This is a genomic window from Pseudomonas sp. QC2 (assembly GCF_002859085.1).
GTDB lineage: Bacteria > Pseudomonadota > Gammaproteobacteria > Pseudomonadales > Pseudomonadaceae > Aquipseudomonas > Aquipseudomonas petroselini.
In genome coordinates, this window is record NZ_PKKS01000003.1 from 429,908 (window position 1) to 447,856 (window position 17,949).

21 protein-coding genes are annotated in these 17,949 nt (G+C 61.8%); 10 read left to right on the forward strand and 11 right to left on the reverse strand.

The genetic code is table 11. From position 1 onward, the window contains the following. Positions 1-174: 174 nt before the first annotated feature. Genes QCBJ_RS03470 through cysG form a run of 6 tightly spaced genes read left to right on the forward strand, consistent with a single transcriptional unit; the run spans position 175 to position 7,673 of the window. Positions 175-2,583 carry a DNA translocase FtsK gene (locus tag QCBJ_RS03470; protein WP_012724937.1) on the forward strand — a complete coding sequence of 803 codons (2,409 nt, stop codon included), beginning with the start codon at positions 175-177 and terminating at the stop codon, positions 2,581-2,583. Positions 2,584-2,637: 54 nt separating this feature from the next. Further along, complete coding sequence (lolA, locus tag QCBJ_RS03475) at positions 2,638-3,261, forward strand: outer membrane lipoprotein chaperone LolA (protein WP_102060138.1); 624 nt, start codon at positions 2,638-2,640, stop codon at positions 3,259-3,261. 23 nt (positions 3,262-3,284) lie between these two features. Continuing rightward, the gene (locus tag QCBJ_RS03480; RefSeq protein ID WP_012724935.1) at positions 3,285-4,607 is read left to right on the forward strand and encodes a replication-associated recombination protein A; all 1,323 of its coding nucleotides are present in this window, start codon (positions 3,285-3,287) and stop codon (positions 4,605-4,607) included. Beyond that, complete coding sequence (gene crcB / locus QCBJ_RS03485; protein ID WP_012724934.1) at positions 4,607-4,981, forward strand: fluoride efflux transporter CrcB; 375 nt, start codon at positions 4,607-4,609, stop codon at positions 4,979-4,981. The genes QCBJ_RS03480 and crcB overlap by 1 nt, the downstream gene beginning before the upstream one ends. Positions 4,982-4,997: 16 nt before the next feature. After that, a complete protein-coding gene (serS, locus tag QCBJ_RS03490; protein ID WP_012724933.1) occupies positions 4,998-6,278 on the forward strand; it encodes a serine--tRNA ligase in 1,281 nt (426 codons plus the stop codon). Then, positions 6,279-7,673, forward strand: a complete 1,395-nt coding sequence (gene cysG, locus QCBJ_RS03495) for a siroheme synthase CysG (RefSeq protein ID WP_012724932.1) — start codon at positions 6,279-6,281, stop codon at positions 7,671-7,673. Positions 7,674-7,842: 169 nt separating this feature from the next. Here cysG and QCBJ_RS03500 read toward each other — a convergent pair whose 3' ends face one another. The 6 genes from QCBJ_RS03500 to tusD all read right to left on the reverse strand — a co-directional run bounded on the left by QCBJ_RS03500 (position 7,843) and on the right by tusD (position 11,279). Next, entirely contained in the window at positions 7,843-8,838 is a 996-nt protein-coding gene (locus QCBJ_RS03500) for a glutathione S-transferase family protein (RefSeq protein ID WP_102060139.1), read from the reverse strand. 88 nt (positions 8,839-8,926) lie between these two features. After that, positions 8,927-9,928 carry a glycosyl transferase family protein gene (locus QCBJ_RS03505; protein WP_012724930.1) on the reverse strand — a complete coding sequence of 334 codons (1,002 nt, stop codon included), beginning with the start codon at positions 9,926-9,928 and terminating at the stop codon, positions 8,927-8,929. Then, a complete protein-coding gene (locus tag QCBJ_RS03510; protein ID WP_046035520.1) occupies positions 9,925-10,260 on the reverse strand; it encodes a TusE/DsrC/DsvC family sulfur relay protein in 336 nt (111 codons plus the stop codon). Before QCBJ_RS03510 ends, QCBJ_RS03505 begins: the two co-directional genes overlap by 4 nt. Then, on the reverse strand, positions 10,257-10,535 hold the full coding sequence (tusB, locus tag QCBJ_RS03515; RefSeq protein WP_102060140.1) for a sulfurtransferase complex subunit TusB: 279 nt from the start codon (positions 10,533-10,535) through the stop codon (positions 10,257-10,259). The genes QCBJ_RS03510 and tusB overlap by 4 nt, the downstream gene beginning before the upstream one ends. Further along, positions 10,535-10,885 carry a sulfurtransferase complex subunit TusC gene (gene tusC, locus QCBJ_RS03520; RefSeq protein WP_012724927.1) on the reverse strand — a complete coding sequence of 117 codons (351 nt, stop codon included), beginning with the start codon at positions 10,883-10,885 and terminating at the stop codon, positions 10,535-10,537. The genes tusB and tusC overlap by 1 nt, the downstream gene beginning before the upstream one ends. 1 nt (position 10,886) lies before the next feature. Then, positions 10,887-11,279, reverse strand: a complete 393-nt coding sequence (tusD, locus tag QCBJ_RS03525) for a sulfurtransferase complex subunit TusD (protein ID WP_012724926.1) — start codon at positions 11,277-11,279, stop codon at positions 10,887-10,889. A gap of 158 nt (positions 11,280-11,437) precedes the next feature. Here tusD and QCBJ_RS03530 point away from each other — a divergent pair, with 158 nt between their 5' ends. Next, on the forward strand, positions 11,438-12,613 hold the full coding sequence (locus tag QCBJ_RS03530; RefSeq protein WP_102060141.1) for a CaiB/BaiF CoA-transferase family protein: 1,176 nt from the start codon (positions 11,438-11,440) through the stop codon (positions 12,611-12,613). A gap of 91 nt (positions 12,614-12,704) precedes the next feature. Here the strand turns inward: QCBJ_RS03530 and QCBJ_RS03535 are convergent, their stop codons facing one another. Beyond that, entirely contained in the window at positions 12,705-13,199 is a 495-nt protein-coding gene (locus tag QCBJ_RS03535; RefSeq protein WP_010209629.1) for a SprT family zinc-dependent metalloprotease, read from the reverse strand. 128 nt (positions 13,200-13,327) lie between these two features. Further along, positions 13,328-13,930 carry a Yip1 family protein gene (locus QCBJ_RS03540; RefSeq protein ID WP_012724924.1) on the reverse strand — a complete coding sequence of 201 codons (603 nt, stop codon included), beginning with the start codon at positions 13,928-13,930 and terminating at the stop codon, positions 13,328-13,330. Between the two features lie 368 nt (positions 13,931-14,298). Between QCBJ_RS03540 and ttcA the strand changes: the two genes are divergently transcribed. Together ttcA and QCBJ_RS03550 are read left to right on the forward strand one after the other, a co-directional pair. Continuing rightward, a complete protein-coding gene (ttcA, locus tag QCBJ_RS03545; RefSeq protein WP_093541552.1) occupies positions 14,299-15,123 on the forward strand; it encodes a tRNA 2-thiocytidine(32) synthetase TtcA in 825 nt (274 codons plus the stop codon). 67 nt (positions 15,124-15,190) lie between these two features. Further along, positions 15,191-15,862, forward strand: coding sequence for a DNA-3-methyladenine glycosylase I (locus QCBJ_RS03550; protein ID WP_102060142.1), 672 nt, complete (start codon positions 15,191-15,193; stop codon positions 15,860-15,862). A gap of 115 nt (positions 15,863-15,977) precedes the next feature. Here the strand turns inward: QCBJ_RS03550 and QCBJ_RS03555 are convergent, their stop codons facing one another. The 3 genes from QCBJ_RS03555 to arsC are packed head-to-tail and all read right to left on the reverse strand — an operon-like array spanning position 15,978 to position 17,345. Further along, positions 15,978-16,397: a DUF2069 domain-containing protein gene (locus QCBJ_RS03555; RefSeq protein ID WP_046035513.1), complete on the reverse strand. Its 420-nt coding sequence runs from the start codon at positions 16,395-16,397 to the stop codon at positions 15,978-15,980. Beyond that, positions 16,381-16,995, reverse strand: a complete 615-nt coding sequence (gene wrbA, locus QCBJ_RS03560; RefSeq protein WP_102060143.1) for an NAD(P)H:quinone oxidoreductase — start codon at positions 16,993-16,995, stop codon at positions 16,381-16,383. Before wrbA ends, QCBJ_RS03555 begins: the two co-directional genes overlap by 17 nt. Next, complete coding sequence (gene arsC / locus QCBJ_RS03565) at positions 16,992-17,345, reverse strand: arsenate reductase (glutaredoxin) (protein ID WP_012724919.1); 354 nt, start codon at positions 17,343-17,345, stop codon at positions 16,992-16,994. Before arsC ends, wrbA begins: the two co-directional genes overlap by 4 nt. Before the next feature lie 115 nt (positions 17,346-17,460). Here arsC and QCBJ_RS03570 point away from each other — a divergent pair, with 115 nt between their 5' ends. Next, the gene (locus QCBJ_RS03570; protein WP_012724918.1) at positions 17,461-17,922 is read left to right on the forward strand and encodes a TlpA disulfide reductase family protein; all 462 of its coding nucleotides are present in this window, start codon (positions 17,461-17,463) and stop codon (positions 17,920-17,922) included. The last annotated feature ends 27 nt before the right edge of the window (positions 17,923-17,949 follow it).

Sequence of the window (17,949 nt, forward strand, 5' to 3'; positions counted from 1 at the left end):
GCACACAAACCCGTACAATGCGGCCATTGTGGCGCTGCTGCCATTTCATCCAGCAATCGCCCGGTGTTAAAAGTAGATTCAACCACGCTCGTTCATTTTTCAGCTGCCCGGATTGGGCAGTATTTGCAGTCATTCAACAGATGGACGCGCTAAAGGCGCAGGAAAAGACCCGTTTTGAAGAAATCCGCCGCAACACCTAAAGCAGCAGTCGTGCCCGCTTGGCGCCAGCACCTGCATTATCGCCTCAAGGAAGGTGCGTTGATCGCCATCGGCGCGCTGTGCCTGTTCCTGATGATGGCCTTGCTGACGTACGGCAAGGACGATCCGGGCTGGAGCCATAACAGCAAGATCGAAGACGTGCAGAACTTCGGTGGGCCTGCCGGTTCCTACAGCGCCGATATCCTGTTCATGGTGCTGGGGTACTTCGCCTATATCTTCCCATTGCTGCTGGCGATCAAGACCTGGCAGATCTTCCGCCAGCGTCACGAGCCGTGGCAGTGGAGCGGCTGGCTGTTCTCCTGGCGGCTGATCGGCCTGGTGTTCCTGGTGTTGTCCGGGGCGGCATTGGCGCACATTCATTTCCATGCACCCACCGGCCTGCCGGCGGGCGCGGGCGGGGCGCTGGGCGAAAGCCTCGGCGACCTGGCGCGCAAGACGCTGAATATCCAGGGCAGCACCCTGATGTTCATCGCGCTGTTCCTGTTCGGCCTCACCGTGTTCACCGACCTATCGTGGTTCAAGGTGATGGACGTGACCGGCAAGATCACCCTCGACCTGCTGGAACTGTTCCAGGGCGCCGCCAACCGCTGGTGGGCGGCCCGCGTCGAGCGCAAGCGCATGGTGGCGCAGCTGCGTGAAGTGGACACCCGCGTCAACGAAGTCGTGGCCCCAAGCACACCGGACCGGCGTGAGCAGGCCAAGGTCAAGGAACGCCTGATCGAACGCGAGCAGGCCCTGAGCAAACACATGTCGGACCGCGAGAAGCAGGTGCCGCCGGTGATCGCTCCCGCGCCGCCTAAACCGGCCGAGCCGAGCCACCGCGTGCAGAAAGAGAAGCAGGCGCCGCTGTTCGTCGACAGCGCCGTCGAAGGCACCTTGCCGCCGATCTCGATCCTTGACCCGGCCGAAAAGAAACAACTCAACTATTCGCCGGAATCCCTGGCGGCCGTCGGCCATCTGCTGGAAATCAAGCTCAAGGAATTCGGCGTTGAAGTGTCGGTGGACTCCATCCACCCAGGCCCGGTGATTACCCGGTATGAAATCCAGCCGGCCGCGGGGGTGAAGGTCAGCCGTATCTCCAACCTGGCGAAGGATTTGGCCCGTTCCCTGGCCGTGACCAGCGTGCGCGTGGTGGAAGTCATCCCCGGCAAGACCACCGTGGGTATCGAGATTCCCAACGAAGACCGCCAGATCGTGCGCTTCTCCGAGGTGCTGTCGACGCCGGAGTACGACAACTTCAAATCGCCGGTCACCCTGGCCCTGGGTCACGACATCGGCGGCAAGCCGGTGATCACCGACCTGGCGAAAATGCCCCACCTGCTGGTGGCCGGTACCACCGGCTCGGGTAAGTCGGTGGGTGTGAACGCGATGATCCTGTCGATCCTGTTCAAGTCCGGCCCGGACGACGCCAAGCTGATCATGATCGACCCGAAGATGTTGGAATTGTCGATCTACGAAGGCATCCCGCACCTGCTGTGCCCGGTGGTGACCGACATGAAGGACGCCGCCAACGCCCTGCGCTGGAGCGTGGCCGAGATGGAGCGTCGCTACAAGCTGATGGCGAAGATGGGCGTACGGAACCTGTCGGGCTTTAACGCCAAGGTCAAGGAAGCCCAGGACGCCGGTACACCGCTGACCGATCCGCTGTACAAGCGCGAAAGCATTCACGACGAAGCGCCGTTGTTGACCAAGCTGCCGACCATCGTGGTGGTGGTCGACGAATTCGCCGACATGATGATGATCGTCGGCAAGAAGGTTGAGGAACTGATCGCGCGTATTGCCCAGAAGGCCCGTGCCGCCGGTATTCACTTGATTCTTGCGACCCAGCGTCCGTCGGTGGACGTGATCACCGGCCTGATCAAGGCCAACATTCCGACGCGCATGGCGTTCCAGGTGTCGAGCAAGATCGACTCACGGACCATCATCGACCAGGGCGGCGCCGAACAACTGCTCGGCCACGGTGACATGCTCTACATGCCACCGGGCACCAGCCTGCCGATCCGGGTTCACGGCGCCTTCGTTTCTGACGATGAGGTCCACCGTGTGGTGGAAGCCTGGAAACTGCGCGGTGCGCCGGAGTACAACGACGACATCCTCGCGGGCGTTGAAGAGGCCGGCAGTGGCTTCGACGGCGGCAGCAGTGGTGGCGACGATGATGCCGAGACCGACGCGTTGTACGACGAAGCCGTGGCCTTTGTGCTGGAAAGCCGTCGCGCCTCGATCTCGGCGGTACAGCGCAAGCTGAAAATCGGCTACAACCGCGCCGCCCGCATGATCGAAGCCATGGAAAACGCCGGCGTCGTCACCGCAATGAACACCAACGGCTCGCGCGAAGTCATTGCCCCCGGGCAGATGCGCGACTGATCCCGTGCCGCGTGGCAACACGCGGCGCGCCCTGACTACTCAATGAGGACTCCCATGCGTCTTATCCGCATGCTGTTGTTGCCGGCACTGGCCCTGACTGCTGTTTCGGCGCACGCCGACCCGGCCTCCGTCGCCAGCCTGAAGAACCTGCTGGACAAATCCCAGACCCTGACCGCGCGCTTCTCCCAGATGACCCTGGATGCCGGTGGCACCCAGTTGCAGGAAACTGCCGGCGAAATGGCCGTGCAGCGCCCTGGCCTGTTCTACTGGCACACCGAAGGCAAGGCCGAGCAAACCATCGTTTCCGACGGCCAGAAGGTCACCCTGTGGGACCCGGACCTGGAGCAAGCGACCATCAAGAAGCTCGACCCGCGCTTGAACCAGACCCCGGCGCTGTTGCTGTCGGGTGATGTGTCGAAAATCAACGACAGTTTCGACATCACCTCCAAGCAAACCAGCAACGTGATCGAGTTCACCCTCAAGCCGAAATCCAAGGACACGCTGTTTGACACACTGTCCCTGTCGTTCGGCAACGGCGTGATCAATAACATGCGCCTGGTCGACAGCGTCGGCCAGCGCACCGATATCCTGTTCTCCGGGGTCAAGGCCAACCAGCGGGTGCCCGCGTCCAAGTTCAAGTTCGACATCCCCAAGGGTGCCGACGTGATCCAGGAATAATCTAGAGGTTTCAAACGCTGCCCATGGATCTGTTTCGAAGTGACCCGATTGCCCAGCCTTTGGCGGCGCGCTTGCGTTCGACCAACCTGGATGAGTACGTCGGTCAGGAACACCTGCTCGCTCGCGGCAAGCCTTTGCGCGAAGCCCTGGAGCAGGGCGCGCTGCATTCGATGATTTTCTGGGGGCCGCCGGGAGTGGGTAAGACCACCCTGGCACGGCTGCTGGCGAAGGTCTCGGATGCACACTTCGAAACGGTCTCGGCGGTGCTCGCCGGGGTCAAGGAGATCCGGCAGGCGGTTGAAGTCGCCAAGCAGCAGGCCGGGCAATACGGTAAGCGCACCATCCTGTTTGTCGATGAAGTGCATCGCTTCAACAAGTCGCAGCAGGATGCGTTCCTGCCTTATGTCGAAGACGGCACGCTGATTTTTATCGGCGCCACCACCGAAAACCCTTCGTTTGAGTTGAACAACGCCTTGCTCTCGCGGGCGCGGGTCTACGTACTCAAGAGCCTGGATGAAGTGGCGATGCAGAAGCTGCTGCACCGCGCCTTGAACGAAGACAAGGGGTTGGGCAAGCGGCAACTCAGCGTGAGCGAAGAGGGTTTCAAAATCCTGCTCACCGCCGCCGATGGCGATGGCCGCCGCTTTCTCAACCTGTTGGAGAACGCCTCCGACCTGGCCGAAGACGGCGGTGAGATTGGCGTCGACCTGCTGCAAAGCTTGCTCGGTGATACGCGCCGGCGTTTCGACAAGGGCGGCGAAGCCTTCTACGATCAGATTTCGGCGCTGCACAAATCCGTACGCGGGTCTAACCCGGACGGCGCGTTGTATTGGTTTGCGCGGATGATCGACGGTGGTTGCGACCCGCTGTACCTCGCCCGCCGCGTGGTGCGCATGGCCAGCGAAGACATCGGCAACGCCGATCCGCGCGCCTTGAGCCTGTGCCTCGCCGCCTGGGACGTGCAGGAGCGCCTGGGCAGCCCGGAAGGCGAGTTGGCCGTGGCCCAGGCAATCACCTACCTGGCGTGTGCGCCAAAGAGCAATGCGGTGTACATGGGCTTCAAGTCCGCACTGCGCGCCGCCGCCGAACACGGCTCCCTCGAAGTGCCGATGCATTTGCGCAACGCGCCGACCAAGCTGATGAAACAGCTGGGTTATGGCGATGAATACCGGTATGCCCACGATGAGCCGGATGCGTACGCGGCCGGTGAAGACTACTTCCCCGATGAGCTTGAGCCGCTGCCGCTCTATCAACCCGTGCCCCGTGGCCTGGAGCTGAAAATCGGTGAAAAGCTCAATCACCTCGCGCAACTCGACCGGCTCAGCCCCAAACAACGGAGAAAGTAGTGTTTAAGACGATTCTTGCCGTGTCCGCAGCCGGCATCGCTGGTACATTATTGCGTTTCGCCGCTGGCACCTGGGTCAGCGCCAACTGGCCGAAGCATTTTTATGCGGCGACCCTGGCGGTCAACCTGGTGGGCTGCCTGATCATCGGGCTCTTGTACGGCTGGTTCCTGTTGCGCCCGGAAGTGCCGATTGAAATTCGTGCCGGCTTGATTGTCGGCTTTGTAGGCGGTCTGACGACCTTTTCATCCTTTTCACTGGATACGCTGCGCCTGCTGGAAAGCGGGCAGGCCCTGATAGCCTTCGGGTACCTGGGCATCAGCGTGTTCGGCGGGCTGCTCGCCACCTGGGCCGGCCTGTCCTTGACCAAACTTTGATAAACGAGAGACCGACATGCTCGATTCCAAACTGTTACGTAGCAACCTTCAGGACGTAGCGGACCGCCTGGCATCCCGTGGCTTTGCCTTGGATGTTGCGCGCATCGAAGCGCTGGAAGAACAGCGCAAGACCGTCCAGACCCGCACCGAAGCACTGCAGGCTGAGCGGAATGCGCGTTCCAAGTCCATCGGTCAGGCCAAGCAGCGCGGCGAAGACATTGCGCCGCTGATGGCGGATGTCGAGCGCATGGGCACCGAGCTGTCCGACGGCAAGGTCGAGCTGGAAAAAATTCAGTCCGAGCTGGATTCGATCCTGCTCGGCATCCCTAACCTCCCGCACGAATCCGTACCGATTGGCGAAGACGAAGACGGCAACGTCGAAGTCCGCCGTTGGGGCACGCCAACAGCCTTTGATTTCGAGATCAAGGACCACGTTGCCCTGGGCGAACTGACCGGTGGCCTGGATTTCGAAACCGCCGCCAAGATGTCCGGCGCACGCTTTGCCTTGCTGCGCGGCCCGATCGCGCGCATGCACCGCGCCCTGGCGCAGTTCATGATCAACCTGCACACCGCCGAACACGGTTACGAAGAGGCCTACACCCCGTATCTGGTGCAGGCACCGGCGCTGATGGGCACCAGCCAGCTGCCGAAATTCGAAGAAGACCTGTTCAAGATCAGCCGCGACGGCGAAGCCGACCTGTACCTGATCCCTACCGCCGAAGTGTCGCTGACCAATATCGTTTCCGGCGAGATCCTCGACGCCAAGCAACTGCCGCTGAAGTTCGTGGCCCACAGCCCGTGCTTCCGCAGCGAAGCCGGTGCGTCGGGCCGTGACACCCGCGGCATGATCCGCCAGCACCAGTTCGACAAAGTCGAGATGGTGCAGGTGGTCGAGCCGTCGACCTCCATGGAGGCCCTCGAAGGCCTGACCGCCAACGCCGAACGCGTCCTGCAACTGCTGGAGCTGCCGTACCGCGTACTCGCGCTGTGCACCGGCGACATGGGTTTCAGCGCCGTTAAAACCTACGACTTGGAAGTGTGGGTGCCGAGCCAAGACAAATACCGCGAGATTTCGTCGTGCTCCAACTGCGGTGATTTCCAGGCCCGTCGCATGCAGGCGCGTTTCCGCAACCCGGAAACTGGCAAGCCGGAGCTGGTCCACACCCTCAACGGTTCCGGTCTGGCTGTAGGCCGCACCCTGGTGGCCGTGCTGGAAAACTACCAGCAGGCTGACGGTTCTATCCGCGTACCTGAAGTGCTCAAGCCGTACATGGCGGGCGTTGAGGTCATCCGCTAAATGGAATTTCTGCCGCTGTTTCATAACCTGCGCGGCAGTCGCGTGTTGGTCGTCGGTGGCGGTGAGATTGCCTTGCGCAAATCCCGGCTGCTGGCGGATGCCGGTGCGGTGCTGCGAGTGGTTGCTCCCCAGATCGAAGACCAGTTGCGTGAGCTGGTGCAGGGCAGTGGCGGGGAACTGATGTTGCGCGGTTATCAGGAGGCCGACCTCGACGGTTGCACCCTGATCATCGCGGCAACGGACGACGAGCCGCTGAACGCGCAAGTGTCCAGCGATGCCAAGCGTCGTTGCGTGCCGGTCAATGTGGTGGATGCGCCAGCCTTGTGCAGTGTGATCTTCCCGGCGATCGTCGACCGCTCACCGTTGGTGATTGCCGTGTCCAGCGGCGGCGATGCGCCGGTGCTGGCGCGCTTGATCCGCGCCAAGCTGGAAACCTGGATTCCGTCCACTTACGGCCAATTGGCCGGGTTGGCGGCGCGTTTTCGTGCCCAAGTCAAAGGGTTGTACCCGGATGTGCAGCAGCGTCGTGCGTTCTGGGAAGAGGTGTTCCAAGGCCCGATTGCCGACCGCCAGTTGGCCGGGCAGGGCGATGAAGCTGAGCGCCTGCTGATCGAAAAGGTCAATGGCGCGCCACCTTATGCGCCGGGCGAGGTCTATCTGGTCGGTGCCGGCCCGGGTGATCCCGACCTGCTGACCTTCCGCGCCCTGCGTCTGATGCAGCAAGCTGACGTGGTGCTGTATGACCGCCTGGTCGCGCCCGCGATCCTCGAACTGTGTCGCCGTGATGCCGAACGCATCTATGTCGGCAAGCGTCGCGCCGACCACGCGGTGCCGCAGGACCAGATCAACCAGCAACTGGTGGACCTGGCCAAGCAAGGCAAGCGCGTGCTGCGCCTCAAGGGTGGCGATCCGTTCATCTTTGGTCGTGGTGGCGAAGAGATCGAAGAACTGGCGGCCCATGGCATCCCGTTCCAGGTGGTGCCGGGGATCACGGCGGCCAGCGGTTGCGCGGCATATGCCGGGATTCCGCTGACCCACCGTGATTACGCGCAGTCCGTACGCTTTATCACCGGGCATTTGAAGAATGGGACGTCGGACCTGCCTTGGCAGGACCTGGTGGGACCCTCGCAGACCCTGGTGTTCTATATGGGTTTGATCGGCTTGCCGATCATCTGCGAACAGCTGATCAAGCACGGGCGTGCGGCGGATACACCGGCGGCGTTGATCCAGCAGGGCACCACGTCCAACCAGCGCGTGTTCACCGGCACCCTGGCGGATTTGCCGCGCATGGTGGCGGAGCATGAAGTGCATGCACCGACGCTGGTGATCGTCGGTGAAGTGGTGGTGTTGCGCGAGAAGCTGAAGTGGTTCGAAGGCGCACAATCCCAGGTCTGACAGCGCTATTGTAGCTGGCAGGCTTTCTGTGGTGAGCGGGCTTGCCCCGCGCTGGGCAGCGGAGCGGCCCCAAAACCAGACGTCGAGTTCTTTCTGAAAAAACTCGGCGTTTTTACTGGGACCGCTCCGCAGCCCAGCGCGGGGCAAGCCCGCTCACCACAGTAACTTATCAGCTGCAGACGCCTTTGCCGTTCAGTTGTGCCCGATCATGCGCAGTATCAAACGCTTGCAACGGCCCCTTCGGCACAATCCCCGTCGGGTTGATCGTGCGGTGACTCGCGTAGTAATGCCCCTTGATATGCTCGAGATCCACCGTCTCGGCCACCCCCGGCCACTGATACATTTCCCTCAGCCAATTCGACAGGTTCGGATAGTCCGCAATCCTGCGCAGGTTGCATTTGAAGTGGCTGTAATACACCGCATCAAAGCGAATCAGCGTGGTGAACAGCCGCACATCCGCTTCAGTCAGGTATTCGCCTGCCAGGTAACGATGGTCGCCTAAATGCTGTTCCAGGTGATCCAGCTCCGCAAACACATCATCAAACGCACGTTCATACGCCTGCTGTGAGGTGGCAAAGCCTGCGCGATACACGCCGTTGTTCACCGCTGGGTAAATACGTTCGTTCAACGTGTCGATGGTCGTGCGCAGCGGCTCGGGGTAGAAATCCAGAGTGTTGCCGGTCAATTCATTAAAGGCACTGTTGAACATGCGGATGATCTCCGCCGATTCATTGCTGACGATGCGCTGCAGCTTTTTGTCCCACAGCACCGGCACGGTGACGCGTCCGGTGTAGTCCGCAGTGTCGGCGGTGTAGCGCTGGTGCATAAACGCAAAGTCGTCGAGTTTGTCGCCGGTCGAGCCATGGGCCTTGTCGAAGGTCCAGCCGTTTTCGAGCATCAACCAACTGACCACGGACACATCGATCAGGCTTTCCAGACCCTTGAGCTTGCGCAGGATGAGGGTGCGATGCGCCCACGGGCAGGCCAGGGACACGTAAAGGTGGTAGCGACCGGCCTCGGCCTTGAAGCCGCCTTCGCCGCTCGGGCCGGGCGCGCCATCGGCGGTCACCCAGTGGCGGCGTTGCGCTTGTTCGCGTTGGAAAGCGCCATCTGCGCTACTTTCGTACCACTGGTCTTTCCAGTGTCCTTCGATCAGCAAACCCATGACTGGCTCCTTGGCTAATAAGCGTTGGAGCCCAGTCTAAAGGGATGAGTTCGAACTAAAAGCGCAAATACCGGGCGTGAATAATCGATTAAATCGATTTGTCCCGTGCGGCCCAATACTGCTGGGCCAATTCAAAGGCCTGCTCCCTTGGGTGGCCCAGGCCGCGCAAGGCCAGGGCCATGGTGGCGATCAGCGCCAATTGCGGGTAGCTGTCCTCAACGTCACCGCGCCACACGGCCTTCAGGTGTTCGGGTTCGAGCGTGGCCGGCTTGACGTGGCGTTGGGCGGAGAGGGCGGGCCATTCTTCGTCCCAGCTTTCGCCAGCGGTGGTGCCGTACAGATGGCTGAGGGTGTCAGGGTTGATCTCGACCTCGCCGCCATCCCCTTTCACCACAATCACATTGTCACCCAGCAGGCCGCTGGCATCGCGGTGCACGCCCTGATAACCCGGATGGAAAATGCTTTGCAGCCCCAGGCGTGCCTGCAGCGGGTTGAGCAGGCGCGCCAATGAGTGGATTGGCGAGCGCAGGCCCAGGGTGTTGCGCAGGTCGATCATGCGCTGCAATTGCGGCGCCCAATCACCCAGTGGAATAAACGCCAGGTTGCCTTGCGCATAGGCGGACTCGACCTGCTGCCAGTTACGGCACAGCGGGATCTGCAAACCTTCGAGCAATTGCTCGGTGTACAGCCGGCCCGCCGTGTGTGCGCCACCCCCGTGCATGAGGATGCGCACGCCGTTCTGCGCCAGGCACTTGGCCGCCAGCAGGTACCACGGCAAATGGCGTTTCTTGCCGGCGTAGGTGGGCCAGTCGACATCCACGTTCAGTGCCGGGGCGTGCAGGCGCTCGCGCACGGCTTCGGTGAAGCCTGCAAGTTCCTCTGGGCTTTCTTCCTTGTGGCGCAACAGCATCAGGAAGGCGCCGAGCTGGGTGTCCTCGACTTTTTCGTCGAGCAGCATGCCCATGGCCTCGCGGGCCTCTTCGCGGGTGAGGTTGCGCGCACCGCGCTTGCCTTTGCCCAGGATGCGCACGAATGGCGCAAACGGGTGCTCGGCAGGCGTTTCAAGGGTCAGCGGGGCAAAGTCGGTCATAAGCAATTCGTCGGCCTGGGCAGGCCCGCCAGCTTGGCGGCGAGTTTGGCGGGAGTGCCGTTGAACAGTTTGTTGAGGTGCAGGCTGTTGCCCTTTTCCGGGCCCAGTTTCAAGGCGGTGTACTTGATCAATGGGCGCGTGGCCGGGGACAGCTGGAATTCGGCATAGAACTGACGCAGCAGCGTGAGGATTTCCCAATGGTCCGCGGTCAATTCCAGGGGTTCGGCGGCGGCCAGGGCGTTGGCCACCTCATCGGACCATGCGTTGAGGTCAACGAGGTAGCCGTCCTTGTCCAGTTCCAGGGTGCGTGCGCCAACGGTCAGGGTGTTCATAGCCAGCTGTTGACCTTGTCGTAGTCGAGCGACAACTGCACGAAGCCTGGGTAATCCACGCTATCGGCCCAATCCGGGAGCGGCAGGTTGCGTGCCTGCATGTCCTCGGCCAGCACAAAGACTTTCACGCCTTTGGTGTGCAGGGCGGGGCTGTGGAGCCCGTAGGCGCCATCGCCGCAGAGCAGGATGGCGTCTTCGGCGCCGCACATACGCAGGCAGCTGTCGAGGCGGCTATCGGTAAACGGGGAGTGGGAAACCACATGGAGAGTCGACATCAGAGGGTAATCACCTGGTCGTAACGGTCAATCAGCGCGGCGATCGCGGCACTGTCCAGCGGCTCGGCGCTGACGGGCATCGTGAGGCCGCGCGCGGCCAAGCTGTGGCGGCAGGCGAACACCTCATCGATGCCGAACAGGCCCAGCGCCTGGAGGTTGGCGCTGAGGTCTTTTTGCTGCACGGCCTTGGCGTCCTGGTGCGGCGCCAGTTGGAACACACCGTCATCGAGGAACAGCAGGCCAATCGGCAGATCGAAGGCGCCACCGGCCAAAACGATGTCCAGCGCTTCGCGGGCGCTTGGCCCGGACCACGGCGCCTGGCGGCTGATCACCAATAGGGATTTGGACATGTCACGGCCCTCCAAAACAGATCAGGCGGTCGGCGGCCTGGGTGGCGTCGTGCAATTGCCCCAAACCCGACAGCTCCCAAGGCGCCTCGAGGTTGACCGCGCTGCGTTGATAGCGCGTGGCCTCCTCCTGGTTGAGCACGCCACGGCGCAAGGCGGCGGCGATGCACACCACGCTATCAAGCTGGTGCGCGCTGACAAACTCGCGCCATTGGTGCGCAATGTCTTGTTCGTCCTGGGGCACAACGAGGTTATTGGACGCGCTGTAGACGCCGTCCTGATAGAAAAACAGCCGCACAATCTCATGCCCGCCGGCCAGCGCCGCCTGGGCGAACAGCAGGGCGCGGCGCGAGGAGGGCGCGTGGGCGGCGGAAAACAGTGCAATCGCAAACTTCATGGAACACTCTGCAAGCAAACGTCGGCCAATGATAAAGCCGTCGCCCTGAAAAAGCCCGCCGTGATCAAAACGGTCACTGTCGATGACTGTTCAGGCGATTGCCGGTAGGCGCAAGGCTGCCTAGTCTGTGGGCATTCAAATGCCGAAATGGAGTTTCCATGTCAGGTCCCTTGGCGTCACTCAAAGTGTTGGATTTTTCCACCTTGCTGCCTGGCCCATTCGCCTCGTTGATGCTGGCGGACATGGGCGCGGAGGTGCTGCGCATCGAATCGCCCACGCGCATGGACCTGTTGCGCGTCCTGCCGCCTCACGACCAGGGCACGTCAGCCAGCCATGCCTACCTCAACCGCAACAAGCGTAGCCTGGCGCTGGACCTCAAGCAGGCCGAGGCGCTGGAGATCGTACGGGCGCTGGTGAAAGAGTACGACATTGTGCTCGAACAGTTCCGACCAGGGGTGATGGAGCGGTTGGGGCTGGGATATGAGGCATTGAAGGCGATCAACCCCCGGTTGATCTATGTGTCGATCACCGGGTACGGCCAGACCGGGCCCTACAAGGACCGCGCCGGGCACGACATCAATTACCTGGCGCTGGCCGGGGTGGCCAGCTACACCGGACGCCAGGACACCGGGCCGTTGCCGCTGGGCGTGCAGTTGGCGGATGTGGGCGGCGGTTCGCTGCATGCGGTGGTGGGGCTGCTGGCGGCGGTTATTGCCCGGCAGCAGAGCGGGGTCGGCCAATACTTGGACGTGAGCATGACCGACTGCTCGTTCAGCCTGAACGCCATGGCCGGTGCGGGTTACCTGGCGTGTGGGGTGGAACCGGAGCGAGAAGGCCACGTGCTCAATGGCGGCAGCTTCTACGACTATTACCGCTCGCGGGATGGGCGCTGGATGTCGGTGGGCAGCCTCGAGCCCGCGTTCATGCAGCCATTGTGTGACGCGTTGGGTCGTCCGGATTTGGTGTCGATGGGCCTGAGGCCTGATCAGCAGCCAGCGCTGAAGCAGGCGCTGCAGGTCGAGTTTGAGAAGCGCAGCTTTGATGAGTTGTGCGCGTTGTTCGCCGCGGTGGATGCGTGTGTGGAGCCGGTGCTGAGCTTACGTGAGGCGGTGGAGCATCCGCAGCTGAAGGCGCGGGGGTTGGTGAGCCAGGTGCCACGGGGCGATGGCTCGACCCAGGCGCAACTGGCCTGCCCGCTGAAGTTTTCCGAGGGGTTGCCTGAGCCCAGGCATATGGGCGCTGCGGTTGGGGCGCACAGTGATGAGGTATTGGCGGAGTTGGGGTTCAGTGCCCAGCGCATAGAGGACTTGCGGCGGGCCAGGGTTGTAGGGTGACTGAGCAGACGCCATCGGGAGCAAGCCCCCTCCCACATTTTTACCCGGTTCACCCTTTGGATGGGGAGGGGGCTTGCCCTCGTTGAGGCCCTTACTCCACGCGGGTTTCCCCGGTAAACACCAAGGTCTGGCGACACCGCCGACACAAATACCGCCGCCCCTGGGCCACCATGCCATGGCGCTGTGACGAAAACGGAAAGTCACTGTCCGCACACGGGCATCGGTAGATATAGCGAGTCACCTGGCGGCGCTTCACTTCATAGGTGTGGCAACGGTCCGGCGGCAGTTCATAGACCCCGCGCATGATCAATTGCCATTCCTCGCCATGGGGCTGGATGCGCTCGCCGAACAATTGGTGGGCAATCAGGTGCGCCACTTCATGGGCCACGGTCTGTTTGAGGAAGTGTTGGCTGTTTTCACGGTACAACTGTGGGTTGAAACGCAGCAGGTTCTCGTGCAAATGCGCGACACCGGCCTTCTGGCCCCGCAGCTTGAGGCTGACCTGGGGGCGTTTGAAGCTTCGTTTGAAAAAGGATTCGGCTTGCAGGAAACAATCTTCGACGCGGGTATTGAGTTGCTCGGGCATGCTGTACATATCTCCAGAGACGTCCAGTATGCCGCAAAGCTGGGTGTTTCCGAATCTGTCAGGCGCCGAATGGTCATGCATAACGCACAAAGCCACCTTGCGGTGGCCTTGCCTACGGTTTTATCCGCTCAGTTGGTGTAGATCGGACCCACGCCCAAGCCCCAGACGATCACGGTAAACGCCATGATCGCCACCAGTACCACCAGGCCCACGGCCAGCACCGAGCTGGAAAACAGGAAACCCTCGTCCGGGTCGATGCTCATGAACGTCGGCAGCCCCACGTACAGCAGGTACACCGTGTAACAAATGGCCGCCGTGCCCACCACCATGCCCAGCCACATATGCGGATAGAGCGCGGCCAGCCCGCCGATGAACAGCGGCGTGGCGGTGTAGGTGGCAAACGCCACGCAGCGCGCCATGCTGGGGTTGGCATCGTAGGTACGTGCCATCCAGTGAATGAACGCCCCCATCACTGCCACGCCGCCGAGCATGGCGGCGTAGGACATGAGGGTCATCCACAGTGCGCTTTCCTGGGTCAGCATCACCGGTGCGCGGTTGCCGATGACCCAGCCGACCTGAGTGGTGCCGATAAAGGCGGATACGGCGGGGATTGCCGCGAGAATCAAGGTATGGGTGAGGTACATGTGGCCGATGCTTTCTTCTTTATCGCCACGGATTTCCCGCCATTCCTGGTCGGGATGGGTAAATAGCCCCACGACGTGATGGATCATGCCAGTCACTCCTGTCGTTGTTACCATCGCCCCCCATCGGAGCGCCCACGGGCCAAATGGCCTCAAAGGTCCTGGATACATGTGCGACCTCTAGTCGCAGTATAGGAAGGGATGACCGGAATGACTGTAAGGCCTTTAGAGCAAATTGCGCTGTAAACACGGGGGTTAATCGCGGCGGGGTCTGTAGGTGGCGATGTGATTCAAGGTGGGAGGGGGGCTTTCATCGCCTATCCAATGGGGCTGCTGCGCAGCCCAGCGCGGGGCAAGCCCGCTCACCACAGCAAGCCCAATCCCACATTGGAACTCAGCGGGTCATGAAGGTAAAATACCCGGCTTTTCGTCACACACCTTTTGCGGATCCAAGCGCCATGGGCACTCTTACGGTCAACCAGAACAAACTGCAAAAACGCCTGCGTCGCCTGGCCGGTGAAGCGGTCGCCGATTTCAATATGATCGAGGACGGCGACAAGGTCATGGTCTGCCTCTCCGGCGGCAAAGACAGCTACACCCTGCTCGACGTGCTGCTGCATCTGCAAAAGGTCGCGCCGATCCAGTTCGAGATCGTGGCCGTCAACATGGACCAGAAACAACCAGGTTTCCCTGAACATGTGCTGCCGGCCTACCTCAAAGCGCTGGGCGTCGAGTACCACATCGTTGAAAAGGACACCTATTCGGTGGTCAAGGAGTTGATCCCGGAAGGCAAGACCACCTGCTCGCTGTGCTCGCGCCTGCGCCGTGGCACGCTCTACACCTTCGCCGATGAGATCGGTGCGACCAAGATGGCCCTGGGTCATCATCGCGATGACATCGTCGAGACCTTCTTCCTCAACATGTTCTTCAACGGCTCGCTCAAGGCCATGCCGCCCAAGCTGCGCGCCGATGACGGGCGCAACGTGGTGATCCGCCCGCTGGCGTATTGCAACGAGAAAGACATCCAGGCCTACTCCGACTTCAAGCAGTTCCCGATCATCCCGTGCAACCTGTGCGGTTCCCAGGAGAACCTGCAGCGCCAGGTGGTCAAGGAAATGCTGCTGGACTGGGAGCGCAAGACCCCAGGTCGTACCGAAAGCATCTTCCGCAGTCTGCAGAACGTGATCCCCTCGCAGTTGGCCGACCGCAACCTGTTCGACTTCGCCAGCCTGAAGATTGATGAAACCGCCGCATCGCGCTTCGTTAATGTTGTGAACCTCTGAGCTGATTCGATGCTCTGACACACGGCGCTCGCGGGCGCCGTTTTCAATTCAATTGCCAGGAGAGGGCATGCGCGATTACAAGTGGCTGCACGAATATTGTCTGAACCGCTTCGGTTCGGCGGCCGAGTTGGAAGCCCATCTGCCGGTTCCCAAGACTGCGGCGCAGTTGCGCAAGATCAGTGATGATCGCTACCTGTCGACCCTGGCGCTGCGCGTGTTTCGTGCGGGCTTGAAGCACAGCGTGGTCGATGCCAAGTGGCCGGCGTTCGAACAGGTGTTTTTTGGCTTCGACCCGGAAAAGGTCGTGCTGATGGGCGCTGAGCACCTGGAGCGGCTGATGCAGGACACGCGGATCATCCGCCACCTGGGCAAGCTCAAGAGTGTGCCGCGCAATGCGCAGATGATCCTCGACATTGAGCAGGAGAAGGGCAGCTTCGGCGCGTTTGTCGCCGACTGGCCGGTGACCGATATCGTCGGACTGTGGAAGTACCTGAGCAAGCACGGCCATCAACTCGGCGGGCTGTCAGCGCCGCGTTTCTTGCGTATGGTCGGCAAGGATACGTTTGTGCCGAGTTATGACGTGGTTGCCGCGCTGAACGCGCAGAAGATCGTCGACAAGGCGCCGACCAGCCTGCGCGACCTGGCGACGGTGCAGGGCGCGTTCAACCGGTGGCATGCCGAGAGTGGCCGGCCGATGTGCCAGTTGTCGATGATGTTGGCCTACACCGTCAACCACTGATCAGCGCTTATTGTGGCGATGGAGCTTGCTCCCGTTGGAGTGCGAAGCGCTCCCAAACGATCTTGGGGCTGCTGCGCAGCCCAACGGGAGCAAGCTCCCTCGCCACAGGGTGTGATCAGTTGGCTTGCGAATCAACGGCCAGGCGGCGATTGAGCTGATGTCGCCACCGCACATACAACAACGCCGTACAAAACACCGCCAGGCTCGCCAGCATCTCCAGCACCCCGAACCCTTGCCGGTTCGGGTCATACGCCGCCAGCGCGCCCTTGATGAAATACAGGTTCACCACAAAGCACATCCACGAATGCCCGCGTGCGCTGCCCAGCAGCATGCCCGGCGCCAGCACCAGCAGTGGCACCAATTCGATCAGCAGGATCACCCACGGCCGTGCGCCGTGCAGGTCAGCGACGAACAGGTAGTACACGCAGAGCAAACCCACCAGGCCAAAAAACGCCAGCAGGCTCAGTGCCCGGGCCACCTTGACCCGTGGCTCGAGCCACGCCTGGGGCGGCAGGACCTTAGGCTTTCTGGCCACGGCCGTTCTCCAGCAGCGTGGCAGTGCTGGCCAGGCGCAGGCCGAGGGCGCGACACAGGGCGATTTCATGTTGATCGAGCAGGCGCTTGCCGTCCGGCCCCGTATGGTGGCTGGCACCATACGGCGTGCCGCCGCCCTGGGTATCGAGCAACGCTTGTTCGCTGTAGGGCAGGCCGGTGATGAGCATGCCGTGGTGCAGCAACGGCAGCAGCATCGACATCAGCGTGGTCTCCTGGCCGCCATGCAGGCTGGCGGTGGAGGTAAACACACCGGCCGGCTTGCCGACGAGGGCGCCGGTAAGCCACAGGTTGCTGGTGCCGTCGAGGAAATACTTGAGCGGCGCGGCCATGTTGCCGAAGCGGGTCGGGCTGCCCAGGGCCAGGCCCGAGCAGTGCTTCAGGTCATCGAGGCTGGCATACAGCGCGCCTTCCTCCGGAATGCTCGGCGCCACGGCTTCGCACTCGGTGGAGATCGCCGGCACGGTGCGCAGCCGGGCTTCCATCCCGCCTTGCTCGATGCCCCGGGCAATCTGCCGGGCCATTTCGCTCACCGAGCCGTTGCGGCTGTAATACAACACCAGCACATACGGAGACGTCACGGCAGGATCTCCACTACGTTTTCCGGCGGACGGCCAATGATGGCTTTGTCGGCGGTCTCCAGGATCGGGCGTTCCATCAGCTTCGGGTGCGCGGCGATGGCAGCGATCAATTGGGCTTCGCTGAGGCTGGCGTCGGCCAGGTTGAGGGTCTTGTATTCGTCTTCACCGCTGCGCAGCAGTTGGCGCGCGCTGATCCCCAGTTTGCCCAGCAACGCCTTCAACTGTGCGGCGTCCAGCGGGGTTTCCAGGTAACGCACCACGGTAGGCGTGAGGCCGCGGGCTTCCAGCAGTTCCAGCGCACCGCGGGATTTCGAGCAGCGCGGGTTGTGATAAAGCGTCAGATCGGTCATGTGCGGGTCGCATCTTGCGTAAGGTGGCGGGTATTCTACCCGCGCAGCGACCTGTCCTTAAACCGTAAGAGGCGATAGGTCGCAGCCAACGTTCATTTTTGCGAAGGATTACCCCATGACTAGGCGACTGATCGGTGCATTGGCGATCATCACAACCCTGCTGCTCAGCGGCTGCGGTAACGATTACGGCGTTGACCAATATGGCCAGAAAGTGGCGGCCGAGCGCTTGGACAAGCAGTGGCTGGTGGTCAATTACTGGGCTGAATGGTGTGGCCCGTGCCGCACGGAAATCCCCGAGCTCAATGCCTTGGCCGAACAACTGAAGGCGCAGAACGTGGGCGTGTTCGGGGTCAACTTCGACAATGTGCAGGGCGCCGAATTGAAGGAAGCCAGTGAGAAGCTGGGCATCAAGTTCACGGTGCTGGCGCAGAATCCGGAGGGGATCTTCGATATTCCACGCAGCGAGGCGTTGCCGGTGACCTACATCATCGATGACAAGGGCAAGGTGCGCGAGCAGTTGATGGGTGAGCAGACGGCGGAAGGGGTGTTGGCCAAGCTCAAGGCCTTGCGCGGTTAAAGCCACAACTCAAAACAACTGTGGGAG

Excerpts from the sequence above, each read along its gene's own strand:
- QCBJ_RS03570 (WP_012724918.1), top strand. The coding sequence starts at position 17,461 with ATGACTAGGCGACTGATCGGTGCATTGGCGATCATCACAACCCTGCTG.
- lolA (WP_102060138.1), top strand. The coding sequence starts at position 2,638 with ATGCGTCTTATCCGCATGCTGTTGTTGCCGGCACTGGCCCTGACTGCT.
- QCBJ_RS03550 (WP_102060142.1), top strand. The coding sequence starts at position 15,191 with ATGCGCGATTACAAGTGGCTGCACGAATATTGTCTGAACCGCTTCGGT.
- cysG (WP_012724932.1), top strand. The coding sequence starts at position 6,279 with ATGGAATTTCTGCCGCTGTTTCATAACCTGCGCGGCAGTCGCGTGTTG.
- ttcA (WP_093541552.1), top strand. The coding sequence starts at position 14,299 with ATGGGCACTCTTACGGTCAACCAGAACAAACTGCAAAAACGCCTGCGT.
- QCBJ_RS03530 (WP_102060141.1), top strand. The coding sequence starts at position 11,438 with ATGTCAGGTCCCTTGGCGTCACTCAAAGTGTTGGATTTTTCCACCTTG.
- tusD (WP_012724926.1), bottom strand. The coding sequence starts at position 11,279 with ATGAAGTTTGCGATTGCACTGTTTTCCGCCGCCCACGCGCCCTCCTCG.
- QCBJ_RS03505 (WP_012724930.1), bottom strand. The coding sequence starts at position 9,928 with ATGACCGACTTTGCCCCGCTGACCCTTGAAACGCCTGCCGAGCACCCG.
- QCBJ_RS03480 (WP_012724935.1), top strand. The coding sequence starts at position 3,285 with ATGGATCTGTTTCGAAGTGACCCGATTGCCCAGCCTTTGGCGGCGCGC.
- tusB (WP_102060140.1), bottom strand. The coding sequence starts at position 10,535 with ATGTCGACTCTCCATGTGGTTTCCCACTCCCCGTTTACCGATAGCCGC.
- QCBJ_RS03535 (WP_010209629.1), bottom strand. The coding sequence starts at position 13,199 with ATGCCCGAGCAACTCAATACCCGCGTCGAAGATTGTTTCCTGCAAGCC.
- serS (WP_012724933.1), top strand. The coding sequence starts at position 4,998 with ATGCTCGATTCCAAACTGTTACGTAGCAACCTTCAGGACGTAGCGGAC.
- QCBJ_RS03540 (WP_012724924.1), bottom strand. The coding sequence starts at position 13,930 with ATGATCCATCACGTCGTGGGGCTATTTACCCATCCCGACCAGGAATGG.
- QCBJ_RS03510 (WP_046035520.1), bottom strand. The coding sequence starts at position 10,260 with ATGAACACCCTGACCGTTGGCGCACGCACCCTGGAACTGGACAAGGAC.
- arsC (WP_012724919.1), bottom strand. The coding sequence starts at position 17,345 with ATGACCGATCTGACGCTTTATCACAACCCGCGCTGCTCGAAATCCCGC.
- tusC (WP_012724927.1), bottom strand. The coding sequence starts at position 10,885 with ATGTCCAAATCCCTATTGGTGATCAGCCGCCAGGCGCCGTGGTCCGGG.
- QCBJ_RS03500 (WP_102060139.1), bottom strand. The coding sequence starts at position 8,838 with ATGGGTTTGCTGATCGAAGGACACTGGAAAGACCAGTGGTACGAAAGT.